This is a genomic window from Aliibacillus thermotolerans, from assembly GCF_027853235.1.
Taxonomy (GTDB): Bacteria; Bacillota; Bacilli; order Bacillales; family Marinococcaceae; genus Aliibacillus; species Aliibacillus thermotolerans.
Map to the genome: position 1 here is coordinate 120,906 of NZ_WKJG01000039.1, position 19,050 is coordinate 139,955.

Below are 19,050 nucleotides of genomic sequence, written 5' to 3' on the forward strand. Positions count from 1 at the left end.
TCATGTTTCATGATACTAAAAAAGTGGTAAGTATGTTGGAAGGAGGTGCTTATTGCATGATATTCGTCTACATAAGTGTAACCATTATTGCACTTTCCATTGCCGCACTTACCATTTATATGGTAAAAACATTGAAAAGAGCGAGTGAAACGATGTCTAAGGTGTCTCATACGTTAGAACGCGTTGAAAAGCAAATGCAAGGGATCACGAAAGAATCTGAGCAATTGATTCAAAAAACGAGTCTCATTGCGGATGATATCCAACATAAAACAGATTCCTTAAACAGTTTATTTACTTCCTTTGAACAAGTAGGCACATCCTTAAATACAGTCAGTCGTTCTTTTCGGGAAGTATCCGAGATGGTAGAGAAATATTCTCACACTCGATCCGAAGAAGTCGCCCAAGCTGTTCAATGGGGACAAGCAATCATTGATTTATATGGGAAATGGCAGGAACGTAAACGAAAGTCAGTGCAATGATTAAATTTTGTTGGGAAGGTGATGAATATGTCAGATATGAATACGAAAGATTTTATGATAGGAACTTTGATTGGAGCGATTGTTGGCGCTTGCACAGCGCTGTTATTAGCCCCTAAATCCGGAAAAGAATTAAGGGAAGATATTTCGGAAGGCGCGCAAACAGCAAAATTGAAAACGGAAGAATTTACTTCCGATGCAAAAGAGAAAGGTTCAGAATGGGCAACGTTAGCGAAAGAAAAATCTTCAGAACTAGCCAAAACTGTGCAAGAACAATCCAATCAATTGTATGAACGTGTTAAAGAAGCGACAGCAAGCATTCGAAAAACAGCGGAAAAAGCCGAAAAAACCGCAGATGAGCTTGCACAAGAATTAGCAAGTGATTTAGATGAAACGAAAGAACAAATGAAAGAAGATGTCAAAAAAGACGTAGATGAATTACAATCCGTCACAACGGAAAAAGAAACAAACTATTAAAGTTAAAAGAGGCAAGGATAAAAAAAGAGAGATGCTCGTTAAAAACTTGGTGAGTCTCTCTTTTTTTGTGTAAAAGTGATGAGACCAATGTTTCATCACAAAGATGAAAAAAGTGTCGTGAACTCGTCATGCGACAATTTTTTCGTACAATCTGATCAGGAATGGTCCCAAGAGGACTGGAATTGGTAATATTTGGTTCATTTGGAGGGCTATTACGATTCATGGGACACATTTTGCTTTAAAAAGGAAGATGAAGCGTTCCATGAACGTTTCATGCGACGTATTTTTTTGCAAAAAAACGATGGAAGGGGCGTAAAAATGGAAGAAATTAGGATAAAATAAGGCCGCATCATGTTTCATCCGACCTTTCTTGACGAGAACGATGCAATGAAGTGTCGCATAAAAGGTCCATGGGACGAAATTTCGCATCAAACTTCCATCGAATGGTCTCATGACGTTTTACAATGAGGATCCCGTTCTCCATAAAGCTTCTTGCGTCGAACCGACTGGCTGTTCTGTTTATCATCCCAGGATGATGATGTCAAAGGTAAAATCAGTGTTCGGGTTTTTGGAGGCAAATATTTATCATTTTTTGTTGGCTAGTTATGTCCCAGATTTTTTTAAGTTTGGAATAGCGTTTACAGAGTAATGAAAAATATAAATATAAATGATGTCCTTTCGATGGGAAACAGGAATTTTAAAGGTTTTTTCACTTTAGCACTTAAAAGCGTTTAATTAATAAAGAAAAAAAGGCTGACATGAAAGAAAACTTCGTATATAATAGTTGCTAACATGAAAAAATGTTAGAATCTTTGAAAGAAAGAGAAGGAGTGGAGGCAATGAGTGATCAATTAGATGCGCTGCGAGCCCAACTAGATGATGTGAATCTAAAGCTATTGGAACTCATTAATGAACGCGGCAAAATCGTTCAAAAAATTGGGGAAGTGAAAAGTAAGTCCGGTCAAAAAAGATTTGATCCTGTGCGTGAAAGAAAAATGCTTGATATCATTGCGGAACATAATAAAGGACCATTTGATACGGATACATTACAACATTTATTTAAACAAATTTTCCAACTAAGTTTAGGGTTACAAGAAGATGATAACCGGAAAGCATTGCTTGTGTCCCGTAAGAAAAAGCCGGAAGATACAATAGTAGATTTAAAAGGTATCAAAATTGGTAATGGAGAACAGCATTTAATTACCGGTCCTTGTTCTGTGGAAAGTTATGAGCAAGTTCGAGAAGTAGCAGAAGCGATGAAAGCGCAAGGATTAAAACTGTTACGAGGCGGTGCCTTTAAGCCGAGAACGTCGCCGTATGATTTCCAAGGATTAGGTAAAGAAGGGCTGGAAATTTTAAAACGCGTGGCGGAAGAGTTGGATATGGTTGTCATCAGTGAAGTGATGAATCCGAACGACGTTGAAATGGCTTGTGAGTATATCGACGTCATTCAAATCGGTGCACGCAATATGCAAAACTTTGATTTATTAAAAGAAGTGGGCGGTACGGATAAACCGGTTCTGTTAAAACGTGGGCTTTCTGCTACGATTGATGAATTTGTGAAAGCAGCAGAGTATATTTTAGCAAAAGGAAACGGCAACGTCATGTTATGTGAGCGGGGAATTCGCACATACGAACGAGCGACACGAAACACGTTGGATATTTCTGCTGTGCCAATCTTAAAACAAGAAACCCATTTACCAGTGCTAGTGGATGTTACTCACTCCACCGGGCGTCGTGACTTATTATTACCAACGGCAAAAGCAGCATTTGCGATCGGTGCGGATGCTATCATGGCAGAAGTCCATCCAGACCCAGCTGTTGCCTTGTCTGATTCTGCTCAACAAATGGATATTTCCCAGTTTAACGATTTTGTACAATCATTGCGGGATGCAGGATTATACAAATTGTAATGACAAAGTGTCTCCTTCCACAGGAGGCACTTTTTTATAAAATATCAGTGGAAATTTTGTTAATTGATCCGATATAAATAAAGGAAGTCATTGCGAAACCTCCTTCAATTATAATATGATATCCTTACATTATGAAAGTAAAATGAAAGGAAAAAGGAGAGTTTTTCGAGTGAATAATACAACGATTTATGATGTTGCCCGAGAAGCAGGGGTGTCGATGGCAACTGTTTCTCGTGTGGTAAATGGTAATCCCAATGTAAAACCGTCAACAAGAAAAAAAGTACTAGATGCGATTGAAAGACTAGGTTATCGACCGAATGCAGTAGCGCGAGGATTGGCTAGTAAAAAAACGACGACCGTTGGAGTGATTATCCCAGATATTTCAAGCATCTTTTTTGCAGAATTAGCAAGAGGAATTGAAGACATTGCTACGATGTATAAATACAACATTATTCTTTGTAACTCTGATCAAAATAAAGAAAAAGAAATCGATTTGATTGATACACTGCTTGAAAAGCAAGTAGACGGTATTTTGTTCATGGGGAGTGTGATTACCGAAGACCACGTGGAGCAGTTCAAGCGTTCTCCAGTTCCAGTTGTATTAGCGGCTACCATCGATGAGAAAAAGGAAATTCCTTCCGTGAATATTGACCATCAACAAGCTGCTTTTGACGCGGTTACCAAGCTGATTGAATCAGGAAATAAGCGCATTGGAATTGTGACCGGATCGTTGGAAGACCCGATGAACGGCTATCAAAAGTTCAGTGGGTATAAAAAAGCCTTGGAAAATAACGGAATTCCTTTTAACCAAGAATTGGTCGCCGTTGGAGATTACAAATATACGGATGGAATGGAAGCGGCTCAACATTTTCTTACTTTAGAGAAACCACCAACGGCAATCTTTGTCGCAACGGATGAAATGGCGCTAGGCGTGATTCATGGTTTACAGGATAAAGGAGTACGCGTACCTGAAGATGTTGAAGTGATTGGCTTTAACAATACCCGTCTTGCAGTGATGGTTCGTCCAACATTAACGACGGTCGTACAGCCGATGTATGATATCGGAGCTGTTTCGATGCGCTTGTTGACGAAGTATATGAATAAGGAAGAAGTGGAAGACGCGATCGTAGTGCTTCCTCACCGCTTAGAAGTGAGAGATTCTACAAAGAAAGCGTGAATGGATGTCGGCAAAGAAGGGGGGAGCTTTCATGAAAAAAACGGATATCATGACACCTATAGGAATTGTTTTAGGGGTCGTTGTCATTTTATTTGCTATTTTCGTTAACGCGGACATGGAATCGGTGTTCATGTTTGTTCAGCTGGCGTCGTTTTTGATTGTATTTGGAGGGGTTACGGCGGCGCTGTTTATTAACTTTTCCACTCAAGAAATTAAACAATCTCCGCGGGTGGCCCGCGAAGCGTTTCGTTATGAAGAAAATGATTTGAATGAGTTAATTGATACGTTTGTACACTTATCTACGAAAGCACGTCGAGAAGGATTATTAGCCCTTGAAGCCACATTAGAAGATGATGTGGAGGATGAGTTTATTAAAAAAGGAATTCTACTTGCGGTAGACGGTATCGAACCTGACATTATTAAAGATATTATGATGGCAGAAGTAGTAGCAATGGAAGAAAGGCATCGAAAAGGACGACTTTTCTTCCAAAAAGCGGGGGAATATGCACCTGCTTGGGGAATGATTGGTACACTTATTGGGCTGATTTTAATGTTGAACGAATTATCAGACCCATCTTCTCTCGGACCAAATATGGCGCTTGCTTTATTAACAACATTATATGGATCTGTCCTTGCCAATCTCGTTTTCCTTCCAATTACAAGTAAACTAGAAGAAAAAACAGAAGAAGAAGTTTTTATGAAACAAATTATTATTGAAGGGGTCATCGGCGTTCAATCCGGCCAAAACCCGAAAATTTTAGAGGAAAAATTAAATGCTTTTGTACGGGTTCGGAGAAAAGAGGCAGATTTAGCAGAAACGGAGGAATTCGCAAATGAGGCGTAAAAAGGAAAAGCCTCACCAAAAAGGTTCTCCTGCTTGGATGACGACTTTTGCGGATATGGTTACTCTTATTCTCGTATTTTTTGTGATGCTCTTTTCTATGTCTGTCATTGACGCGCAGAAGTTTCAAGCGATGGTAGATTCTTTTCAAAACCGGCAAGTGTTTGAGTATTTTACCTCGGTCGTTGAATTTGAAAATCCTGATTCAGCAGGCGATTCGAATGATTTAGAGTTAGGGGGATCAGGAGAGTCGGACGATGGTGAGTTAGATGAGTTGTTAAAAGAAGCAGAAGAATACTTATACGATAATGAATTAAGTGAGTACATAAGTGCAACAAGGGATGATCGAGGAGTTGTATTAGTATTACAAGAACAACTTTTGTTTGATACAGGAGAAGCGTATATTTTAGATGAAGCGAAACCTTTTTTAAATAAAGTAGGGGAGCTTCTTCATAATATCCCAAACATGGTAAAAGTGGAAGGACATACAGATAATCGTCCAATCTCTACTTTTCGCTACCCATCGAATTGGGAGTTGTCCGGAGCACGAGCAGGAAGTGTCATCCGTTATTTAGTGGAAAACCATCAATTAGATCCTGAACGATTTATTGCAACAGGGTATGGTGAAACACGTCCCATCGCGCCGAATGACACGCCTGAAAATTTACGGAAAAATCGTCGCGTCGTCATCGTGATTACCGATCCGGCTTTTGAAAATCAATTAACAGAAACGATAGAAGAAACTCCTTCTTCAACCGAACCGTAGATATGCAGAAAAAACCAATCGTATCAACACGATTGGTTTTTTTAGTTAAAATGTTATTTTTTTTCATTGCGAATATGATAAAGTGCTTTCTCTAACATTTTTTCGTTTTTTTCAGTGATCTCTTGTTTACGTGGGATGGGTGGGTACATATTTTCCGGGTCCGACCATTTTGGAGGAATCGTTACCGGGGATTTTGGTTGCCACTTTTTTAACCAGCTTTCAGGTAATTCTTCTTCAATCAAGTCTTTTTGGTTTGTCATCTCGAGCCAAATAATCGCCCACGCTCGTGGAACGACTCGCCAAATATCATATCCACCGCCACCAACAGCAATCCATTTGCCATCACAATATTCGTGCGCTAGTTCATGGGCTACCTTTGGAATATAGTGGTATGTTTTAATGGTGGTAGATAAGTGTGTTAAAGGGTCATGATAATGGGCATCGGCCCCATTTTGGGTAAATAAAACATCCGGTTTAAAAAATTCAATCAATTCCCTGAGTGCGGTTTCATAGCAATGGATGAAAGATTCATCTTCTGTAAAAGCGTCCAAGGGGATATTGATAGAATAACCAAAGCCTTGACCGGCTCCTTTTTCACTCACAGCCCCCGTTCCCGGGAATAAATATCTTCCTGTTTCATGAATGGAAAAGGTGCACACATCGTGATCTTCGTAAAAGGCCCATTGCACCCCGTCTCCATGGTGTGCGTCAGTATCCACATATAGCACCCTTGCGCCATATTTTTTTCTCATATATTCAATGGCAATGGAGCTATCATTATAAATACAAAACCCGGAAGCTTTTCCGCGAAAACCGTGGTGAAGTCCCCCTCCTAAATTTAATGCATGTTGACTTTCTCCCGTCATTACTTTGTCTACTGCAGTTAACGTTCCCCCAACAAGCAACGCAGACGCTTCATGCATATGGGGAAAAATGGGTGTATCTTCTGTCCCTAATCCATAATTATTGGCAACTCCCGCACTAAGCTTTCCTTCTCCGGCAGCTTTGACTGCTTCAATGTAAGACGTATCATGAATAAGTGCAATTTCTTCATCGGTCGCCATACGTGGGGGAATAATATGATTATCTTTTAATGCCCCCATATCCCGAAGTAAGTCGTGCGTTAAATTTAAGCGCACGTGGTTAAACGGATGGTCGTCGTTAAATTTATACGTTAACTGTTCCTCCGAGTAAATAAATAACGCTTCATTCATCATATGACCACCTTGGGAGTGCAGGCCAGCTTACTTCATAGCCTTTTTTCTTTATTTCTGAAATGATTTGACGAGGATCCATCGTCTGCACTCGGAAGGTTAATGTTTTATTTTTTGTGTCTTTTGTAGGGTAAACAAGAACGCTTGTCACATTGACGTCGTGTTCTTTTAAAATATTGGCAATGTTCGCCAATTGACCGGAAATATTAGGGACAACAACTTCAATTCGAGAGGATGGTTGATGAGCACCGGTGAGTTTAATCAATGTATGTAAAACGTCTGTCTCCGTAAGTATACCCTCAAGTTTATCATCGTCCGTAACAACTGGGAGCGAGCCGATATCTTTTTCGTATAAAATGACGGCCGCTTCATCGATAAAATCAAAAGGATGGGCGGTGTGAACGGGTGACTTCATTATTTTTGAAACAGGTTCTTGGAGAAATTGATCGTCATCAAGATGTTTATGAAAAATCGAAGGTCTCGCATCGCGAATATCCCGGTCGGAGACAATCCCAATGAGAGTGTGATCTTGCTCAACGACGGGAATATGTCTAATTTTATGTTTTTCCAACAATTCGATAGCTTCTTGAATGGTCGTCTCTTTATTCACCGTAATAACATCTGTTTTCATTGCTTCTTCCACAAGCATCCATCATCACCTCTCTGTCGTTTTAATAAAGGTATCGATTGGATAGACGAACGTTGTCAAAGCGGAGAATGGATTCATTGTCCACGCGCTTTCCGATTCGAACCATTAAACAGTTGGCAGGATGAGAACTTATTTCCGGGTCGTCTGTTGCCATGTACTCCAATCCCCCTGCGTTCATCATTTTTTCCATCATATCGCGGTATTCCCAAACGGATAAACCAGTCCCTTTTAAATCCCAATGCCAGTAATATTCGGTTGTAATGATAATGTAATCTTCCATTGCATCATCCAGCATAGAAAATCTTAATAAATTGGAGCCTAATTTGGCACCCCGATACTCTCTTGCTACTTCAATAGCTCCTAATTCAATTAAATTGTCTAAATTTGCTTCTGACCAACGCTCCAGTGTATCAGGATAGACAAAAGTGACGTAACCAACGATTGTGTTTTCATCAACGACGACATTCACTCGCCCTTCAGGTAAGTCTGCAATCCCTATTAATGCCTTTTTTTGTTCTTCCGGGATTCGGAAAGCATTGAGACCTTCGTGAAAATCATACTCATGAATTTTCTTTCCTGAAATAGGTCCTTCGAGGAGTAACGTGCGTCCTTCAAATTCTAACTCCCTAGAATAATAGGTCTTTTTATGGATCATCCGTGTACCACCTTTATTAAATAAATAATCGAAGTTACGACTGGTTACCCATAGTATACAATAATTTGGTGAGAACGTGCTCCTTTTCATGAGAAAAGAAAATGAGAATTTTGTATATAAATGTCTAATAATTGCAGTTCATCATAAGTTATAATATAATGTGTACCATAACACCATATATCAAAACAGAGAGAGAGGAAGGTACTACATATGAAAATGCAAACGCTTCCACCAAAAGCGGACAACCCTAACTTGAAAGATTATGACGAAGCCGTAAAAAATTTCGATTGGTCTGATGTTGAAAAAGAATTCACCTGGCATGAAACAGGAAAAGTGAATATTGCTCATGAGGCAATTGATCGTCACGCCGATGCACCAGAAACTGCGAATAAAATTGCCCTTTACTACAGTGATGCAGAACGGGAAGAAGAGTATACTTTTAAACAAATGAAAGAAATGACGAATAAAGCTGCTAATGTCATAAAAGATGCGGGGATTGAAAAAGGTGATCGGGTCTTTATATTTATGCCTCGTTCTCCTGAATTATATTTTGCTCTTTTGGGAGCTATTAAAGTAGGAGCGATTGTTGGTCCTCTTTTTGAAGCATTTATGGAGGAGGCAGTACGGAGTCGCTTAGAAGACAGCGAAGCGAAAGCACTAGTAACGACTTCTGATTTATTAAATCGTGTACCGGTAAAAGAACTTCCTCATTTGGAGAAAGTGTTTGTTGTAGGTGATGATGTAAAAGAAGACGATACGTATATTGATCTTTTAAAGAAAATGGATGAGGCAAGTGTAGAGTTTGATACGGTTTGGATGGGACGGGAAGACGGCTTTATTCTCCACTATACTTCTGGTTCTACAGGAAAACCGAAAGGGGTTCTTCACGTTCATAACGTGATGATTCAACAGTATCAAACAGCGAAATGGGTGCTGGATTTAAAAGAAGATGATGTATATTGGTGCACCGCAGATCCTGGTTGGGTGACCGGAACCGGTTACGGCATTTTCGGTCCTTGGTTAACAGCGACGACAAACGTTGTACGAGGTGGTCGTTTTAGCCCACAAGATTGGTATGAAACTCTAGAGCGTTATCAAGTGTCTGTCTGGTATAGTGCTCCTACAGCTTTTCGCATGTTGATGAGCGCAGGAAACGAATTGGTTAAAAAGTATGACCTTTCTAACTTACGTCATATTCTCAGTGTAGGGGAACCTTTGAATCCAGAAGTCATTCGTTGGGGAGAAGAAGTGTTTGATCTCCGCATTCACGATACGTGGTGGATGACAGAGACCGGCGCTCATATGATATGTAACTATCCATCCATGGCAATAAAAGCAGGCTCTATGGGAAAACCGATACCAGGCATTAAAGCGGCGATTATTGATGATCAAGGAAATGAATTGCCTCCAAACCGAATGGGAAACCTTGCGATTCGAAAAGGTTGGCCTGCGATGATGAGAGCCATTTGGAACAATCAAGAGAAGTATGACAGTTATTTTGAAATAGATGGTTGGTACGTATCCGGTGACTCTGCATATATGGATGAAGACGGCTATTTCTGGTTCCAAGGGCGAGTAGACGATGTAATTATGACATCAGGAGAAAGAGTCGGTCCGTTTGAAGTAGAAAGTAAATTATTAGAACATCCAGCTGTTGCAGAAGCAGGAGTTATTGGTAAACCGGATCCAGTTCGTGGTGAAATTATAAAAGCATTTGTTGCATTACGCCCTGGAGTAGAAGGTACGGATGAACTAAAAGAGGATATTCGAACTTTCGTAAAAGAAGGATTAGCAGCGCATGCAGCCCCTCGGGAAATTGAATTTCGCGATAAATTACCAAAAACGAGAAGTGGTAAAATCATGCGTCGCGTACTGAAAGCATGGGAGTTAGACCTTCCGACTGGTGACTTATCTTCCATGGATGATGATTAATTAATAAAAAAGAACTGTCTCATCGCGGATATTTCCGTGAGAGACAGTTCTTTTTTTAAAAACAACTAGACATTATTCTGCGAGCGGGATACCCGGCATACAGTACTTCTTCGCGGCCATCAATCATGCAGGGGCCTGGATGAGAAACGAGCTCATCATCGACGAGACAAATTTCATCATTTTCTACCGCAGGAATTGTTTTCCATGATTCTCTTGCTATCCCCTCTTTTAAGTTTTGGAACATACGTGCATAAAAAACAGTCGCTGGGACAAAACTTCGGTCATCGCCAAAAACTTGGTGAGTCTCTCTTTTGGTGTACAAAGAACATTTAAAAATGAAAATGATGAAAAAATGTGTATGAACTGGTGATGCAACACTTTTTTCGTACAATCCGAACAGGAGTGGTCGTAAGAGGGTTGGAATTGGAAATAAATAGGTGATTTGGAGCGTTTTTATGCTTCATGCGACGAATGACGCGTTAAAAAAGAAGATGAATCGTCCCATAAACGTTTCATGCGACGCTTCATTTTGTCAAACACCGGTCAGATGGTCGTATGAAAGCTTAAAATGGAAGAAATTAGGATAAAAACAGATCGCAACATGTTTCATACGACCTTTTATTACGAGAACGATGCAATGAATGGTCGTATAAAAGATCCATACGACGAAATATCACACAAGATTCCTACCGAATGGTCTCATGACGTGTTACAAATGGGGAATCTCGTTCCTAGGAAGCTTCGATTGGGTGCTTACGGTGCATTCGGCCGTCCCGCTTATTATCGACGTACATCATATGATAGATATAGAATCATTGGAGGTTCATTTATACTTCTTGTGCATGCTTTTCTGGTGGAAAACTTAAAGAAATATACCGTTAGAAAGGAAAAAACTTTACAAAAATGATTCCAAGCAAATGTTAGTGCTTGGAACCATTCTTTTTGACTCGTTATGTCTCAGCCTTTGGATATTGTTGAGACATCATTGCTAATTTTCCTCACTATCATCATTGTCGTTTTCATCGGATGACGTGTTGTCTTCCTCCTGGTCGTCCGTTGGTTCAGAATGATCTTCTTCCCTGTCTTCGTCGTTTTCGGGAGCATCTTCGTTGTCTGTATCGTCCGGTTCTTCTTCTGGAGGAGGTGGGGTGAACTGCACTGTAGAAGAGCTCGCTGACTCCCTTCCTCTCGAATCTACTGCTGTTACATAATAACTTCCTCCAGGTGCAACAGATACCGATGTGGATGTGTTTCCAGCAACAGAAGTCACGACGGATCCGCTGCTTCGATACACTCGATAACCAACAATGTCATTGTCTGGATGTACATTCCAAGACAACGTACTTCCACTCAGTTGTATTCCTGTTACCGGGGAAGGAGTGCGTCCGTTGTCAGGGGCTTCACGGTCAGGAGTTACATTTTGTAAATGATCCGGTAAATAATCACTTAAACCATCTATTCCTAAAAAATCAGCGTTTACTGCTACACCGGCTTTCGTAAATTCAGACGGCGTATTATCATACGCTTTATATCTTGCACCGTGAATGGTCACGTAAGCGGAATGTTGTAAACTATTATCGACTTCGGTCGGAAGGAAATTGGCATTAAAGTAATCTGTCGTCGTTAAACCAGCTTCTGCACAAAGGGAGCTAGGCAGTTTGCCTGAAATACCGCAAATGGTTTGTCGGACGATTCCTTCCGGTGGCTCGAAGGTGTCTTCAATACCAAAGATAGTCGGATTTGCTTCATATGCTTTATTCATGAAGTCGGCCCAAATTTGTTGTGTACGTGTTCCGTACCGTAACCCTTTATAAAAGGTTTCAATTGATTTCGGCGTATCGTAGCCGATCCATACACCAAAGGTAACGTTTGGATTGTAACCAACAAACCAAGAATCATGATAATCATCGGTTGTACCCGTTTTGCCAGCCCAATCGCCACCAAAAGCTAGTCGGGAAGGAAGACTACCTGCAGTCCCGCCTGGCTTTACGACGTCTCGTAAAATATCTGTCATGAGAAACGCTGTTTGTGGAGAAAATACTTGTTCTTGATTGATCTCATGTTCATACACAATTTCTCCGTCTTTTGTTTCAATTTTTTCAATTAAATAAGATTCTTTGTATTTCCCTTCATTTGCAAACACTGTGAATGCATTCGTATTTTGTTCCACGGTCGTACCGTACATGAGTCCGCCGATTGCTCCTGATTCAAACGGTTCATCGGGATGTAAGCGGGTAAAGCCTAATTTTTGTAACGTTTCCCGAGAAGATGCATGATCTACTCGTTGAAAAGCACGAACTGCTGGAGCATTTTTCGAGCGCTTTAACGCTTCCCGCACGCTGACAAATCCCTCGTAGGAATGTCCATAGTTTGCATATGTTTGCCCGCTGCTATAAGTTCCAGGAACGTCAGGCAAAACGGTCCCCGGTTGTAAAATTCCTTGATCCATTCCTGTTCCATAGGCAAGGAGCGGTTTCATGGTGGAACCATTTTGTCGGAAAGCTTGAGTAGCATGGTTTAAATTTTGTATGTCAAAATCTCTTCCACCGACAAAGCTAATGATCGCACCGGTTTTATTGTTGATTAAAATCGCGCCGGTTTGCTCCGGTTCTCCGTCTTTTTCCGGACCGAACCAATTGGAAGTTTTCACTGCTTCTTGCATTGCTTCGTAGATTTTTCGATCAACAGTTAAATGGACGTTATATCCGCCAATGGTCAATTGATGTCTTGCTTCTTTGTCGTATTCTTGCACAATTCGTTCTCGTTCTTCTGCTTCTACATCATCTAGCTGAACGCCATCTTCTTCCATGAGCATATTCCGAATGATTCTTGTTGCCCGTCGTTGCGCTTCATAGGTTAAAAAAGGGTAATCTTCTACTACACTTCCGGACGGTTCCGTTAAATGAGCACGGATGTCATAATCGAGTGCTTCTTCATATTCTTCTTCCGTAATATATCCATAGCGCAACATGTTGTTCAGTACTGTTTTCATTCGATTTAAACCAGCTTGAAAATCTTCTTTAACGACGCCACCGCGACCAAAAGGAGTGTAGACATACGGATTTTGAGGAAGACCTGCAATAAAAGCTGCTTGAGGTAAGTTGAGTTCAGAAGCACTTACCCCGAAAATTCCTTCCGCCGCAGACTCCGCTCCGGCAATATTTCTTCCGTCCGCATTTCTACCGAAAGGAACAATGTTTAAATAAGCTTCTAGTAATTCATTTTTATCGAAAAAATGTTCCATCCGTAACGCTAACGCAATTTCTTTTGCTTTTCGATCGTACGTTACTTCATTTGATAATATTTGGTTTTTAATAATTTGTTGAGTGAGCGTACTGCCACCTGTTTGTTTCTCAGCGTTTGTTATTTCTTGGTAAACGGCCCGCAGAAGCGCTTTCGGAACAATCCCTTGGTGCTCAAAAAATTGATTGTCTTCCGTTGCGATAATGGCATGTATTAAATGATCAGATATCTCTTCCAACGGTCTTTCTTTTCGTTCTAAATCAGCAGGAATTTCGCCTAAATATTCATTATTTGCGAAATATATATGACTTACTTCTTCATAGTTGTAAATTTTTTCTCTGAATTCTTCTTTACTGTATGCTTCTTGATCTTCAACGAGAGAGATGAAAAATCCAGCCCCTGCTGCTCCGACGAAAAGAAAAATGGCAATCAGACTGATTATGGAAATCAATGTCACTTTCCAAATGATCCGTAAAGATTTTCGGAGTGTTGTCGCTTCTTCCGATGTATGATTCGATGATTGAGACATATTCATCCCTCCTGAATATCATCGATATTATAGCATAGAGAAACATCACTTCCTATTGATTTTTCTCGATTTGTAGGGAAAGTTGACAACGCGAAAACTTTTATGTTAAAAAGGCATTAGTTCATATAAATAATAAAATGGCGAAGAAGGATTGAAGTAGCGCTTGTTTCCCTGTTAAAGAGAGCCAGCGGTTGGTGGGAGCTGGTACAAAAACAATGCGCAAATTACGTTCCGGAGTCTCTCATTTTTCTATTGGAAGAGAAATGAGACGGATGATAAATCCGTTATCAAATGAAAGTGGAAGACAGTGGCAAAGATTGTCTTCAACAAGGGTGGTACCGCGATCATGATCGTCCCTTCACAAGAGATGTGGAGGGGCGTTTTTTCATTGATAAAATAAAAAAGGAGAAGGCTTAAAATGGATATTATATCTGATTTGGAACAACGAGGACTTATAAATCAAGCGACAGATAAAGAGGGGCTGAAACAACTATTAAATGAAAAACAAGTGACGCTTTATTGTGGCTTTGATCCGACCGGAGATAGCTTGCATATCGGGCACTTGCTCACTATCATGACACTTCGTCGCTTTCAAATCGCTGGACATAAACCTCTCGCTTTGGTAGGAGGAGCCACTGGATTAATCGGTGACCCAAGCGGGAAAAAAGCAGAACGAGTATTAAATGAAGAACGTGTCGTGCAAATGTACTCTGAGCGCATTAGAGGACAATTAGAAAAATATTTAGATTTTGAAGGGGAAGCGAAAGCGGAAATCGTCAACAATTACGATTGGCTTGGCAACATGACGCTGACGACATTTTTACGAGATGTCGGGAAACACTTTAGCTTAAACTATATGCTTTCAAAAGAAGCGGTGGAATCTCGCTTGGAAACAGGTATTTCTTTTACTGAATTTACTTATCAAATTTTACAATCCTATGATTTTTACCATCTTTATAAAAATAAAGGGTGTCAACTGCAAATCGGTGGGAGTGACCAATGGGGAAATATTACTGCAGGTCTTGAATTGATGAGACGGATGACATCTGAAGAGGAAGAACAACCGGAAGCGTATGGTTTTACGATTCCCCTTGTGACGAAAGCCGACGGAACGAAATTCGGAAAAACAGAAGGGGGAGCGATTTGGTTAGATCCTTCAAAAACATCACCTTACGAATTTTATCAGTTCTTACTTAATACCGATGACCGGGACGTTATTCAATTTTTAAAATACTTTACTTTCCTCGATGCAGGAAAAATAAAAGAACTGGAGGAAGCTACAAAAGAAAAACCGGAAGAACGTTTGGCACAAAGAACGTTAGCAGAAGAAGTGACACGATTTGTTCACGGAGAAGACGCACTCACGCAAGCACAAAATATTACGAAAGCACTCTTTGGTGGGGGAGACTTGAAACAACTTACTGCTTCTGAAATAGAGCAAGGTTTTAAAGACGTCCCAACTCACGTGACATCAAATGACGACATTGGTCTGATTGACTTGTTGGTAGAAGCAAAAATTGTACCTTCAAAAAGACAAGCTCGGGAAGACATTAAAAATGGTGCCATTTATATCAATGGAGACCGTTGTCAAGAACTCGATAAAGTGATCGGACGAGAAGACAAAATTGATGATTCCTTCACGGTGATTCGTCGCGGAAAGAAAAGATATTTTCTCATTCGGTATGAATAAATAGAAAATTTCATGAAAAATATCCAATGGCATCATTCAATTGGTGCCGTTGGATATTGAAAAATTACGGAAGACGATGTGACCAATCAATAAGTATGTTATGTCCCCTATTTTTTGTGATAATAAGTTTCACCTTTCCAGGGAAAATACTGATTTCTTTTCACTCATTTGATGAAAATAGGTTTCATAGGAATCCTCTATATTGGGTTTATTAAAGGAAAGGGTGAGGTTTTATGTTAAAAAGAGAAGATACGGTTTTTGTATTGGTTGACGTCCAAGGAAAACTTGCACGGACAGTACACAAGAGTGAACAGCTCATTCAGCAACTAGAGAAGTTAATCGCAGGGATGAATCTTCTTCGCGTGCCAACTCTTTGGTTGGAACAGTATCCAAAAGGCCTTGGAGAAACGGTGCCGGAATTAACAAAACACCTTGAAAAGAATACTCCGATTGAAAAGATCACGTTTAGTGCTTGTAAAAACGACGACTTCATGAATGAACTTGAACGAGTGAAGCGAAAACAAATTGTGATTGCCGGAATTGAAACGCATGTTTGTGTCTATCAAACAGCTGCGGAGTTAAAAGCTTTAACTTATGAAGTGCAAGTGGTCGAAGATGCAGTTTCTTCTCGGACGCTTTCTAATAAACAAATAGGGTTAGAAAAAATGAAATCTCTTGGAATTAAAGGAACAAGTGTGGAGATGGTTCTCTATGAATTAATGGAGAAAGCGGGGACGACAGAATTTAAAGAAATTGTAAAAATAATTAAATAATAAAAAAGACCTCGCTTCCATGAGCAAGGTCTTTTTTTGACGACTTATAGCCAAGCGGCTCCGACAATGATGAGGAGGATAAATAGAACGACAATTAACGCAAAGCCTCCTCCAAATCCGTAGCCACCACAGCCATAGCCTCCATAACCACCACCGCCGTAGCCACCTGATCCAAATCCATATCCACAACTGTAACCCATAGTAATGCCTCCTTTTCATGAATATATGAACAGACTATGTCACTGGCAAAGGATTGACTATGTGAGTACCCATGTAGAGAGAAATTTGGGCGTTTGCCCGGGATGAGAATCCGCTCATATCTTAAGATATCCTCCCGTACAACCTTCAACATGTTGCATACCATACTGGCATGGGGGTGAAAGTATGTCTGTCGTGTACTACTACAATCTCTGTTGCCAATATATGGGGAGACATGTCCGTGTTGTCACAAAAGATGGCAAAGAGTATCGTGGCGTGATTACGCATGTAGATCGCAAAAGAGTATATTTACGCCCACCTGGTCCAAGGGGGTTTGGGTATGGATATTACGGAGGCTACTATGGACCGGGTTATGGCGGATTTCGTCCTGGCTATGGTGCTGGTTTAGGATTAGGGATTGCTTTAGGAGCGATTGGTGCGATCGCTTTAGCACCGTTATTTTTCTGGTAAAACATGAGAAAGGATATTCTCCAAAAAAGAGAATATCCTTTCTCATGTTTTATCTGGATCAATCAACATTAGTTTCGTAGGAGTTTTTAATAATTCTATCGGATTTTTTTGATGTTGTTTTTGATACTGTTGTACAAGATGATATCCAACTGCATAACCTGCCATTTTCGGATACGGGGGAAATCCATATAAAATGTGCTGGTGTTTTGGTTCGGTAATAGCAACATTTTTATGAGGATAAATATAATTTCGATATATTTCCTTCGTTTCTTCGATGGAGTAATAGGAGGACCAGCTAGAGGCGTAGGAAGGGCCAAATTTTTTACGAACGACATATTCTGCTAACCCTTCCAAAATAATTGTATCAGACAATACGTACTCTTCTACTTGTTTTTTATCATGCCATAAGCGACAAACATGATGGTATTCATGAGTAAATAAAGCGAGTATCTCTTTCATCGAATTACTTTCGGAGACGAATAAAAATATTTTCTTTTGAAAAGCAATACCAGCTTTTCCATGATGTTGCTGTTTTAATTCACGATTTGTTGAATCCGCTGGAAAAATATAAATGGAAATGTTTGGTCCATCCCATTGCTTTTGCAACTTTTTTTCTGCCTGAGAAATCCACTTCCATATCTCCCTTTCCCGTAAATGAGTAATCCAATCTCTACTTACTTGTGTTGGATGTCGGTACATGCCATGTAACGTTAAATGGTGATGAAGTTCTTTTGCCTCTTTTGTAATTTTTTTGCACAACAGAACGGGATGAAAATTGGTCTCAATCAGCCATTGATCTGTCGGATGAACGGTCATCTTTCTCCACCTCGTTTTCATGGTGTTTATTACGTTATGTTTTTTGGCAACAAACGTTCCATCATTTCGAAAAAAGAAAGTAGGATCATCGCCTTTCCGCAACTTTTCTTTTCTCAATACAATAAAATAGTTATTCAAAAGAGGAGGAGAGGAAAATGATTCAAGGCAGACCACCAAGACCTCCGAGACCAATGTATATGCATCCCCCACGTCCACCGATAAATAATGAGCATGGTCGTGGTCGTCCAACCATGCCAGGTCCTTTTCATGGACAGTTACCTAGTGCAAAAACAAAATCGCATTGGATGACGATGTTTCAAACGCCTGACGGTAATATTGATTTGGCAAAAATAGCGAACGTTGCTCAGCAAATGAATCAAATATACGGAGAAATAAGCCCACTTATTTCCAAATTTTTGAAGAAATGAGACGTATCTTCATGGTCGCGTCGGCTAGGTGTTGGAGATATTTGCTCGCGATGTGCAATTTTGGACTTGTTTTTACAGTTAAATGATTGATTGAAGATGTACAAAAAAGAGCCGGATGTTTAATCCAGCTCTTTTATTTTATTCACAGGGATAATTTGTTTGTTTTCTTGTTTCGGTATGATAATAACTAAATGGTCCTTATCCAGCGTGGCGGTCGTTTTATTTGCTGAAATTGGAAAAGGAAATGGAATGATTCGTTCTCTTTTTTGAAAGGCACGTTGTTTTATTGTCATATGATTTTTGTCATTCTTTTGTTCATAGATGGCATCATCGTGTATGGAAATGCGAAGGTGATGACCGATGATTTCTAATTGTATTTGTTCCGGTTGAATATCTTGTAATAGGATAGCTACCTCTATGTTTTCCCCTTGATCCTTGATTTCTACTGGAAATATTTGTCTTTCTAAAAGAGAATGAAAACGCCGAAAGGATTCATCAATAAACTGTTCCATTTCTTGGAATACATGTAAAAAGCTTTTATGGTGATCATCCTTTTTGTTCATCTTTCGCACTCCCGGGTTGTTTAATCTTCTTTTTTGTCTTCTTTTTCATGAGAAGGTGGCATAGGTCGTCTACCGAACAATAATTCCGTCCATGGATCCCTTCTTTTGTGAGGAGGTTTCATTTTATGATCCATAGATTTCTTTTTTTCTTTCGACTCTTCTTCTCTATGATGCTGTGCTTCTTCCTTTAAATAAGGGGAAGAGTAAGTTGCATGTTCCACGTGTGATCCCTCCTAATT

The 19,050-nt window shown here is 40.0% G+C and carries 18 protein-coding genes, 1 pseudogene and 1 other annotated feature; of the genes and pseudogenes, 11 read left to right on the top strand and 8 right to left on the bottom strand.

The features are described from left to right. Positions 1–56 precede the first annotated feature (56 nt). From GJS40_RS07005 to motS, 6 genes are all read left to right on the top strand, one after another. Positions 57–479 carry a DUF948 domain-containing protein gene (locus tag GJS40_RS07005; protein ID WP_270897170.1) on the top strand — a complete coding sequence of 141 codons (423 nt, stop codon included), beginning with the start codon at positions 57–59 and terminating at the stop codon, positions 477–479. A gap of 27 nt (positions 480–506) precedes the next feature. Beyond that, complete coding sequence (locus tag GJS40_RS07010; RefSeq protein ID WP_270897171.1) at positions 507–953, top strand: YtxH domain-containing protein; 447 nt, start codon at positions 507–509, stop codon at positions 951–953. Positions 954–1,792: 839 nt separating this feature from the next. Next, the gene (locus tag GJS40_RS07015) at positions 1,793–2,866 is read left to right on the top strand and encodes a bifunctional 3-deoxy-7-phosphoheptulonate synthase/chorismate mutase (protein ID WP_270897172.1); all 1,074 of its coding nucleotides are present in this window, start codon (positions 1,793–1,795) and stop codon (positions 2,864–2,866) included. Positions 2,867–3,035: 169 nt separating this feature from the next. Continuing rightward, positions 3,036–4,043 (top strand): catabolite control protein A, encoded by a 1,008-nt coding sequence (gene ccpA, locus GJS40_RS07020; protein ID WP_270897173.1) that lies wholly within the window; start codon positions 3,036–3,038, stop codon positions 4,041–4,043. A 31-nt stretch (positions 4,044–4,074) separates the two neighbouring features. Next, on the top strand, positions 4,075–4,887 hold the full coding sequence (gene motP, locus GJS40_RS07025) for a flagellar motor protein MotP (protein WP_270897174.1): 813 nt from the start codon (positions 4,075–4,077) through the stop codon (positions 4,885–4,887). Further along, the gene (gene motS / locus GJS40_RS07030; RefSeq protein WP_270897175.1) at positions 4,877–5,650 is read left to right on the top strand and encodes a flagellar motor protein MotS; all 774 of its coding nucleotides are present in this window, start codon (positions 4,877–4,879) and stop codon (positions 5,648–5,650) included. Before motP ends, motS begins: the two co-directional genes overlap by 11 nt. Positions 5,651–5,703: 53 nt before the next feature. Here motS and GJS40_RS07035 read toward each other — a convergent pair whose 3' ends face one another. From GJS40_RS07035 to GJS40_RS07045, 3 genes are read right to left on the bottom strand one after another with little or no spacing between them, the layout of a single operon-like run. Further along, positions 5,704–6,867: an acetoin utilization protein AcuC gene (locus GJS40_RS07035; RefSeq protein ID WP_270897176.1), complete on the bottom strand. Its 1,164-nt coding sequence runs from the start codon at positions 6,865–6,867 to the stop codon at positions 5,704–5,706. Continuing rightward, positions 6,857–7,513, bottom strand: coding sequence for an acetoin utilization AcuB family protein (locus GJS40_RS07040; protein WP_270897177.1), 657 nt, complete (start codon positions 7,511–7,513; stop codon positions 6,857–6,859). Before GJS40_RS07040 ends, GJS40_RS07035 begins: the two co-directional genes overlap by 11 nt. 22 nt (positions 7,514–7,535) lie before the next feature. Then, positions 7,536–8,168: a GNAT family N-acetyltransferase gene (locus GJS40_RS07045; RefSeq protein ID WP_270897178.1), complete on the bottom strand. Its 633-nt coding sequence runs from the start codon at positions 8,166–8,168 to the stop codon at positions 7,536–7,538. Positions 8,169–8,378: 210 nt separating this feature from the next. Between GJS40_RS07045 and acsA the strand changes: the two genes are divergently transcribed. Beyond that, positions 8,379–10,100 (top strand): acetate--CoA ligase, encoded by a 1,722-nt coding sequence (gene acsA, locus GJS40_RS07050; protein WP_270897179.1) that lies wholly within the window; start codon positions 8,379–8,381, stop codon positions 10,098–10,100. Between the two features lie 988 nt (positions 10,101–11,088). Here acsA and GJS40_RS07055 read toward each other — a convergent pair. Then, on the bottom strand, positions 11,089–13,872 hold the full coding sequence (locus GJS40_RS07055; protein WP_270897180.1) for a transglycosylase domain-containing protein: 2,784 nt from the start codon (positions 13,870–13,872) through the stop codon (positions 11,089–11,091). A 134-nt stretch (positions 13,873–14,006) separates the two neighbouring features. Next, positions 14,007–14,233 (top strand) — a binding site (T-box leader). A 57-nt stretch (positions 14,234–14,290) separates the two neighbouring features. On the opposite strand from GJS40_RS07055, the gene tyrS reads away from it, so the two are divergent. Both tyrS and GJS40_RS07065 read left to right on the top strand, forming a co-directional pair. Continuing rightward, the gene (gene tyrS / locus GJS40_RS07060; protein WP_270897181.1) at positions 14,291–15,562 is read left to right on the top strand and encodes a tyrosine--tRNA ligase; all 1,272 of its coding nucleotides are present in this window, start codon (positions 14,291–14,293) and stop codon (positions 15,560–15,562) included. 233 nt (positions 15,563–15,795) lie between these two features. After that, positions 15,796–16,335 (top strand): hydrolase, encoded by a 540-nt coding sequence (locus GJS40_RS07065; protein WP_270897182.1) that lies wholly within the window; start codon positions 15,796–15,798, stop codon positions 16,333–16,335. 44 nt (positions 16,336–16,379) lie between these two features. Here GJS40_RS07065 and GJS40_RS07070 read toward each other — a convergent pair. Continuing rightward, positions 16,380–16,463 (bottom strand): annotated as a pseudogene (locus tag GJS40_RS07070) (YjcZ family sporulation protein); the annotation flags it as partial. A gap of 256 nt (positions 16,464–16,719) precedes the next feature. On the opposite strand from GJS40_RS07070, the gene GJS40_RS07075 reads away from it, so the two are divergent. Beyond that, a complete protein-coding gene (locus tag GJS40_RS07075) occupies positions 16,720–17,004 on the top strand; it encodes an LSm family protein (RefSeq protein ID WP_270897183.1) in 285 nt (94 codons plus the stop codon). Positions 17,005–17,046: 42 nt separating this feature from the next. On the opposite strand, the gene GJS40_RS07080 is transcribed toward GJS40_RS07075, so the two are convergent. Then, complete coding sequence (locus GJS40_RS07080) at positions 17,047–17,820, bottom strand: DUF2268 domain-containing protein (RefSeq protein ID WP_270897184.1); 774 nt, start codon at positions 17,818–17,820, stop codon at positions 17,047–17,049. Between the two features lie 155 nt (positions 17,821–17,975). On the opposite strand from GJS40_RS07080, the gene GJS40_RS07085 reads away from it, so the two are divergent. Continuing rightward, positions 17,976–18,248 carry a YppG family protein gene (locus GJS40_RS07085; protein ID WP_270897185.1) on the top strand — a complete coding sequence of 91 codons (273 nt, stop codon included), beginning with the start codon at positions 17,976–17,978 and terminating at the stop codon, positions 18,246–18,248. A gap of 119 nt (positions 18,249–18,367) precedes the next feature. Here GJS40_RS07085 and GJS40_RS07090 read toward each other — a convergent pair whose 3' ends face one another. Together GJS40_RS07090 and GJS40_RS07095 are read right to left on the bottom strand one after the other, a co-directional pair. After that, positions 18,368–18,811, bottom strand: a complete 444-nt coding sequence (locus GJS40_RS07090) for an Hsp20/alpha crystallin family protein (RefSeq protein ID WP_270897186.1) — start codon at positions 18,809–18,811, stop codon at positions 18,368–18,370. A 20-nt stretch (positions 18,812–18,831) separates the two neighbouring features. Beyond that, positions 18,832–19,032, bottom strand: coding sequence for a hypothetical protein (locus tag GJS40_RS07095; protein ID WP_270897187.1), 201 nt, complete (start codon positions 19,030–19,032; stop codon positions 18,832–18,834). Positions 19,033–19,050: the final 18 nt, after the last annotated feature.

Bases quoted from the DNA above. Each gene is read 5' to 3' on its own strand.
- GJS40_RS07005 (WP_270897170.1), top strand. From the start codon at position 57: ATGATATTCGTCTACATAAGTGTAACCATTATTGCACTTTCCATTGCC.
- GJS40_RS07010 (WP_270897171.1), top strand. From the start codon at position 507: ATGTCAGATATGAATACGAAAGATTTTATGATAGGAACTTTGATTGGA.
- GJS40_RS07015 (WP_270897172.1), top strand. From the start codon at position 1,793: ATGAGTGATCAATTAGATGCGCTGCGAGCCCAACTAGATGATGTGAAT.
- motP (WP_270897174.1), top strand. From the start codon at position 4,075: ATGAAAAAAACGGATATCATGACACCTATAGGAATTGTTTTAGGGGTC.
- motS (WP_270897175.1), top strand. From the start codon at position 4,877: ATGAGGCGTAAAAAGGAAAAGCCTCACCAAAAAGGTTCTCCTGCTTGG.
- GJS40_RS07035 (WP_270897176.1), bottom strand. From the start codon at position 6,867: ATGATGAATGAAGCGTTATTTATTTACTCGGAGGAACAGTTAACGTAT.
- GJS40_RS07040 (WP_270897177.1), bottom strand. From the start codon at position 7,513: ATGCTTGTGGAAGAAGCAATGAAAACAGATGTTATTACGGTGAATAAA.
- GJS40_RS07045 (WP_270897178.1), bottom strand. From the start codon at position 8,168: ATGATCCATAAAAAGACCTATTATTCTAGGGAGTTAGAATTTGAAGGA.
- acsA (WP_270897179.1), top strand. From the start codon at position 8,379: ATGAAAATGCAAACGCTTCCACCAAAAGCGGACAACCCTAACTTGAAA.
- GJS40_RS07055 (WP_270897180.1), bottom strand. From the start codon at position 13,872: ATGTCTCAATCATCGAATCATACATCGGAAGAAGCGACAACACTCCGA.
- tyrS (WP_270897181.1), top strand. From the start codon at position 14,291: ATGGATATTATATCTGATTTGGAACAACGAGGACTTATAAATCAAGCG.
- GJS40_RS07065 (WP_270897182.1), top strand. From the start codon at position 15,796: ATGTTAAAAAGAGAAGATACGGTTTTTGTATTGGTTGACGTCCAAGGA.
- GJS40_RS07075 (WP_270897183.1), top strand. From the start codon at position 16,720: ATGTCTGTCGTGTACTACTACAATCTCTGTTGCCAATATATGGGGAGA.
- GJS40_RS07080 (WP_270897184.1), bottom strand. From the start codon at position 17,820: ATGACCGTTCATCCGACAGATCAATGGCTGATTGAGACCAATTTTCAT.
- GJS40_RS07085 (WP_270897185.1), top strand. From the start codon at position 17,976: ATGATTCAAGGCAGACCACCAAGACCTCCGAGACCAATGTATATGCAT.
- GJS40_RS07090 (WP_270897186.1), bottom strand. From the start codon at position 18,811: ATGAACAAAAAGGATGATCACCATAAAAGCTTTTTACATGTATTCCAA.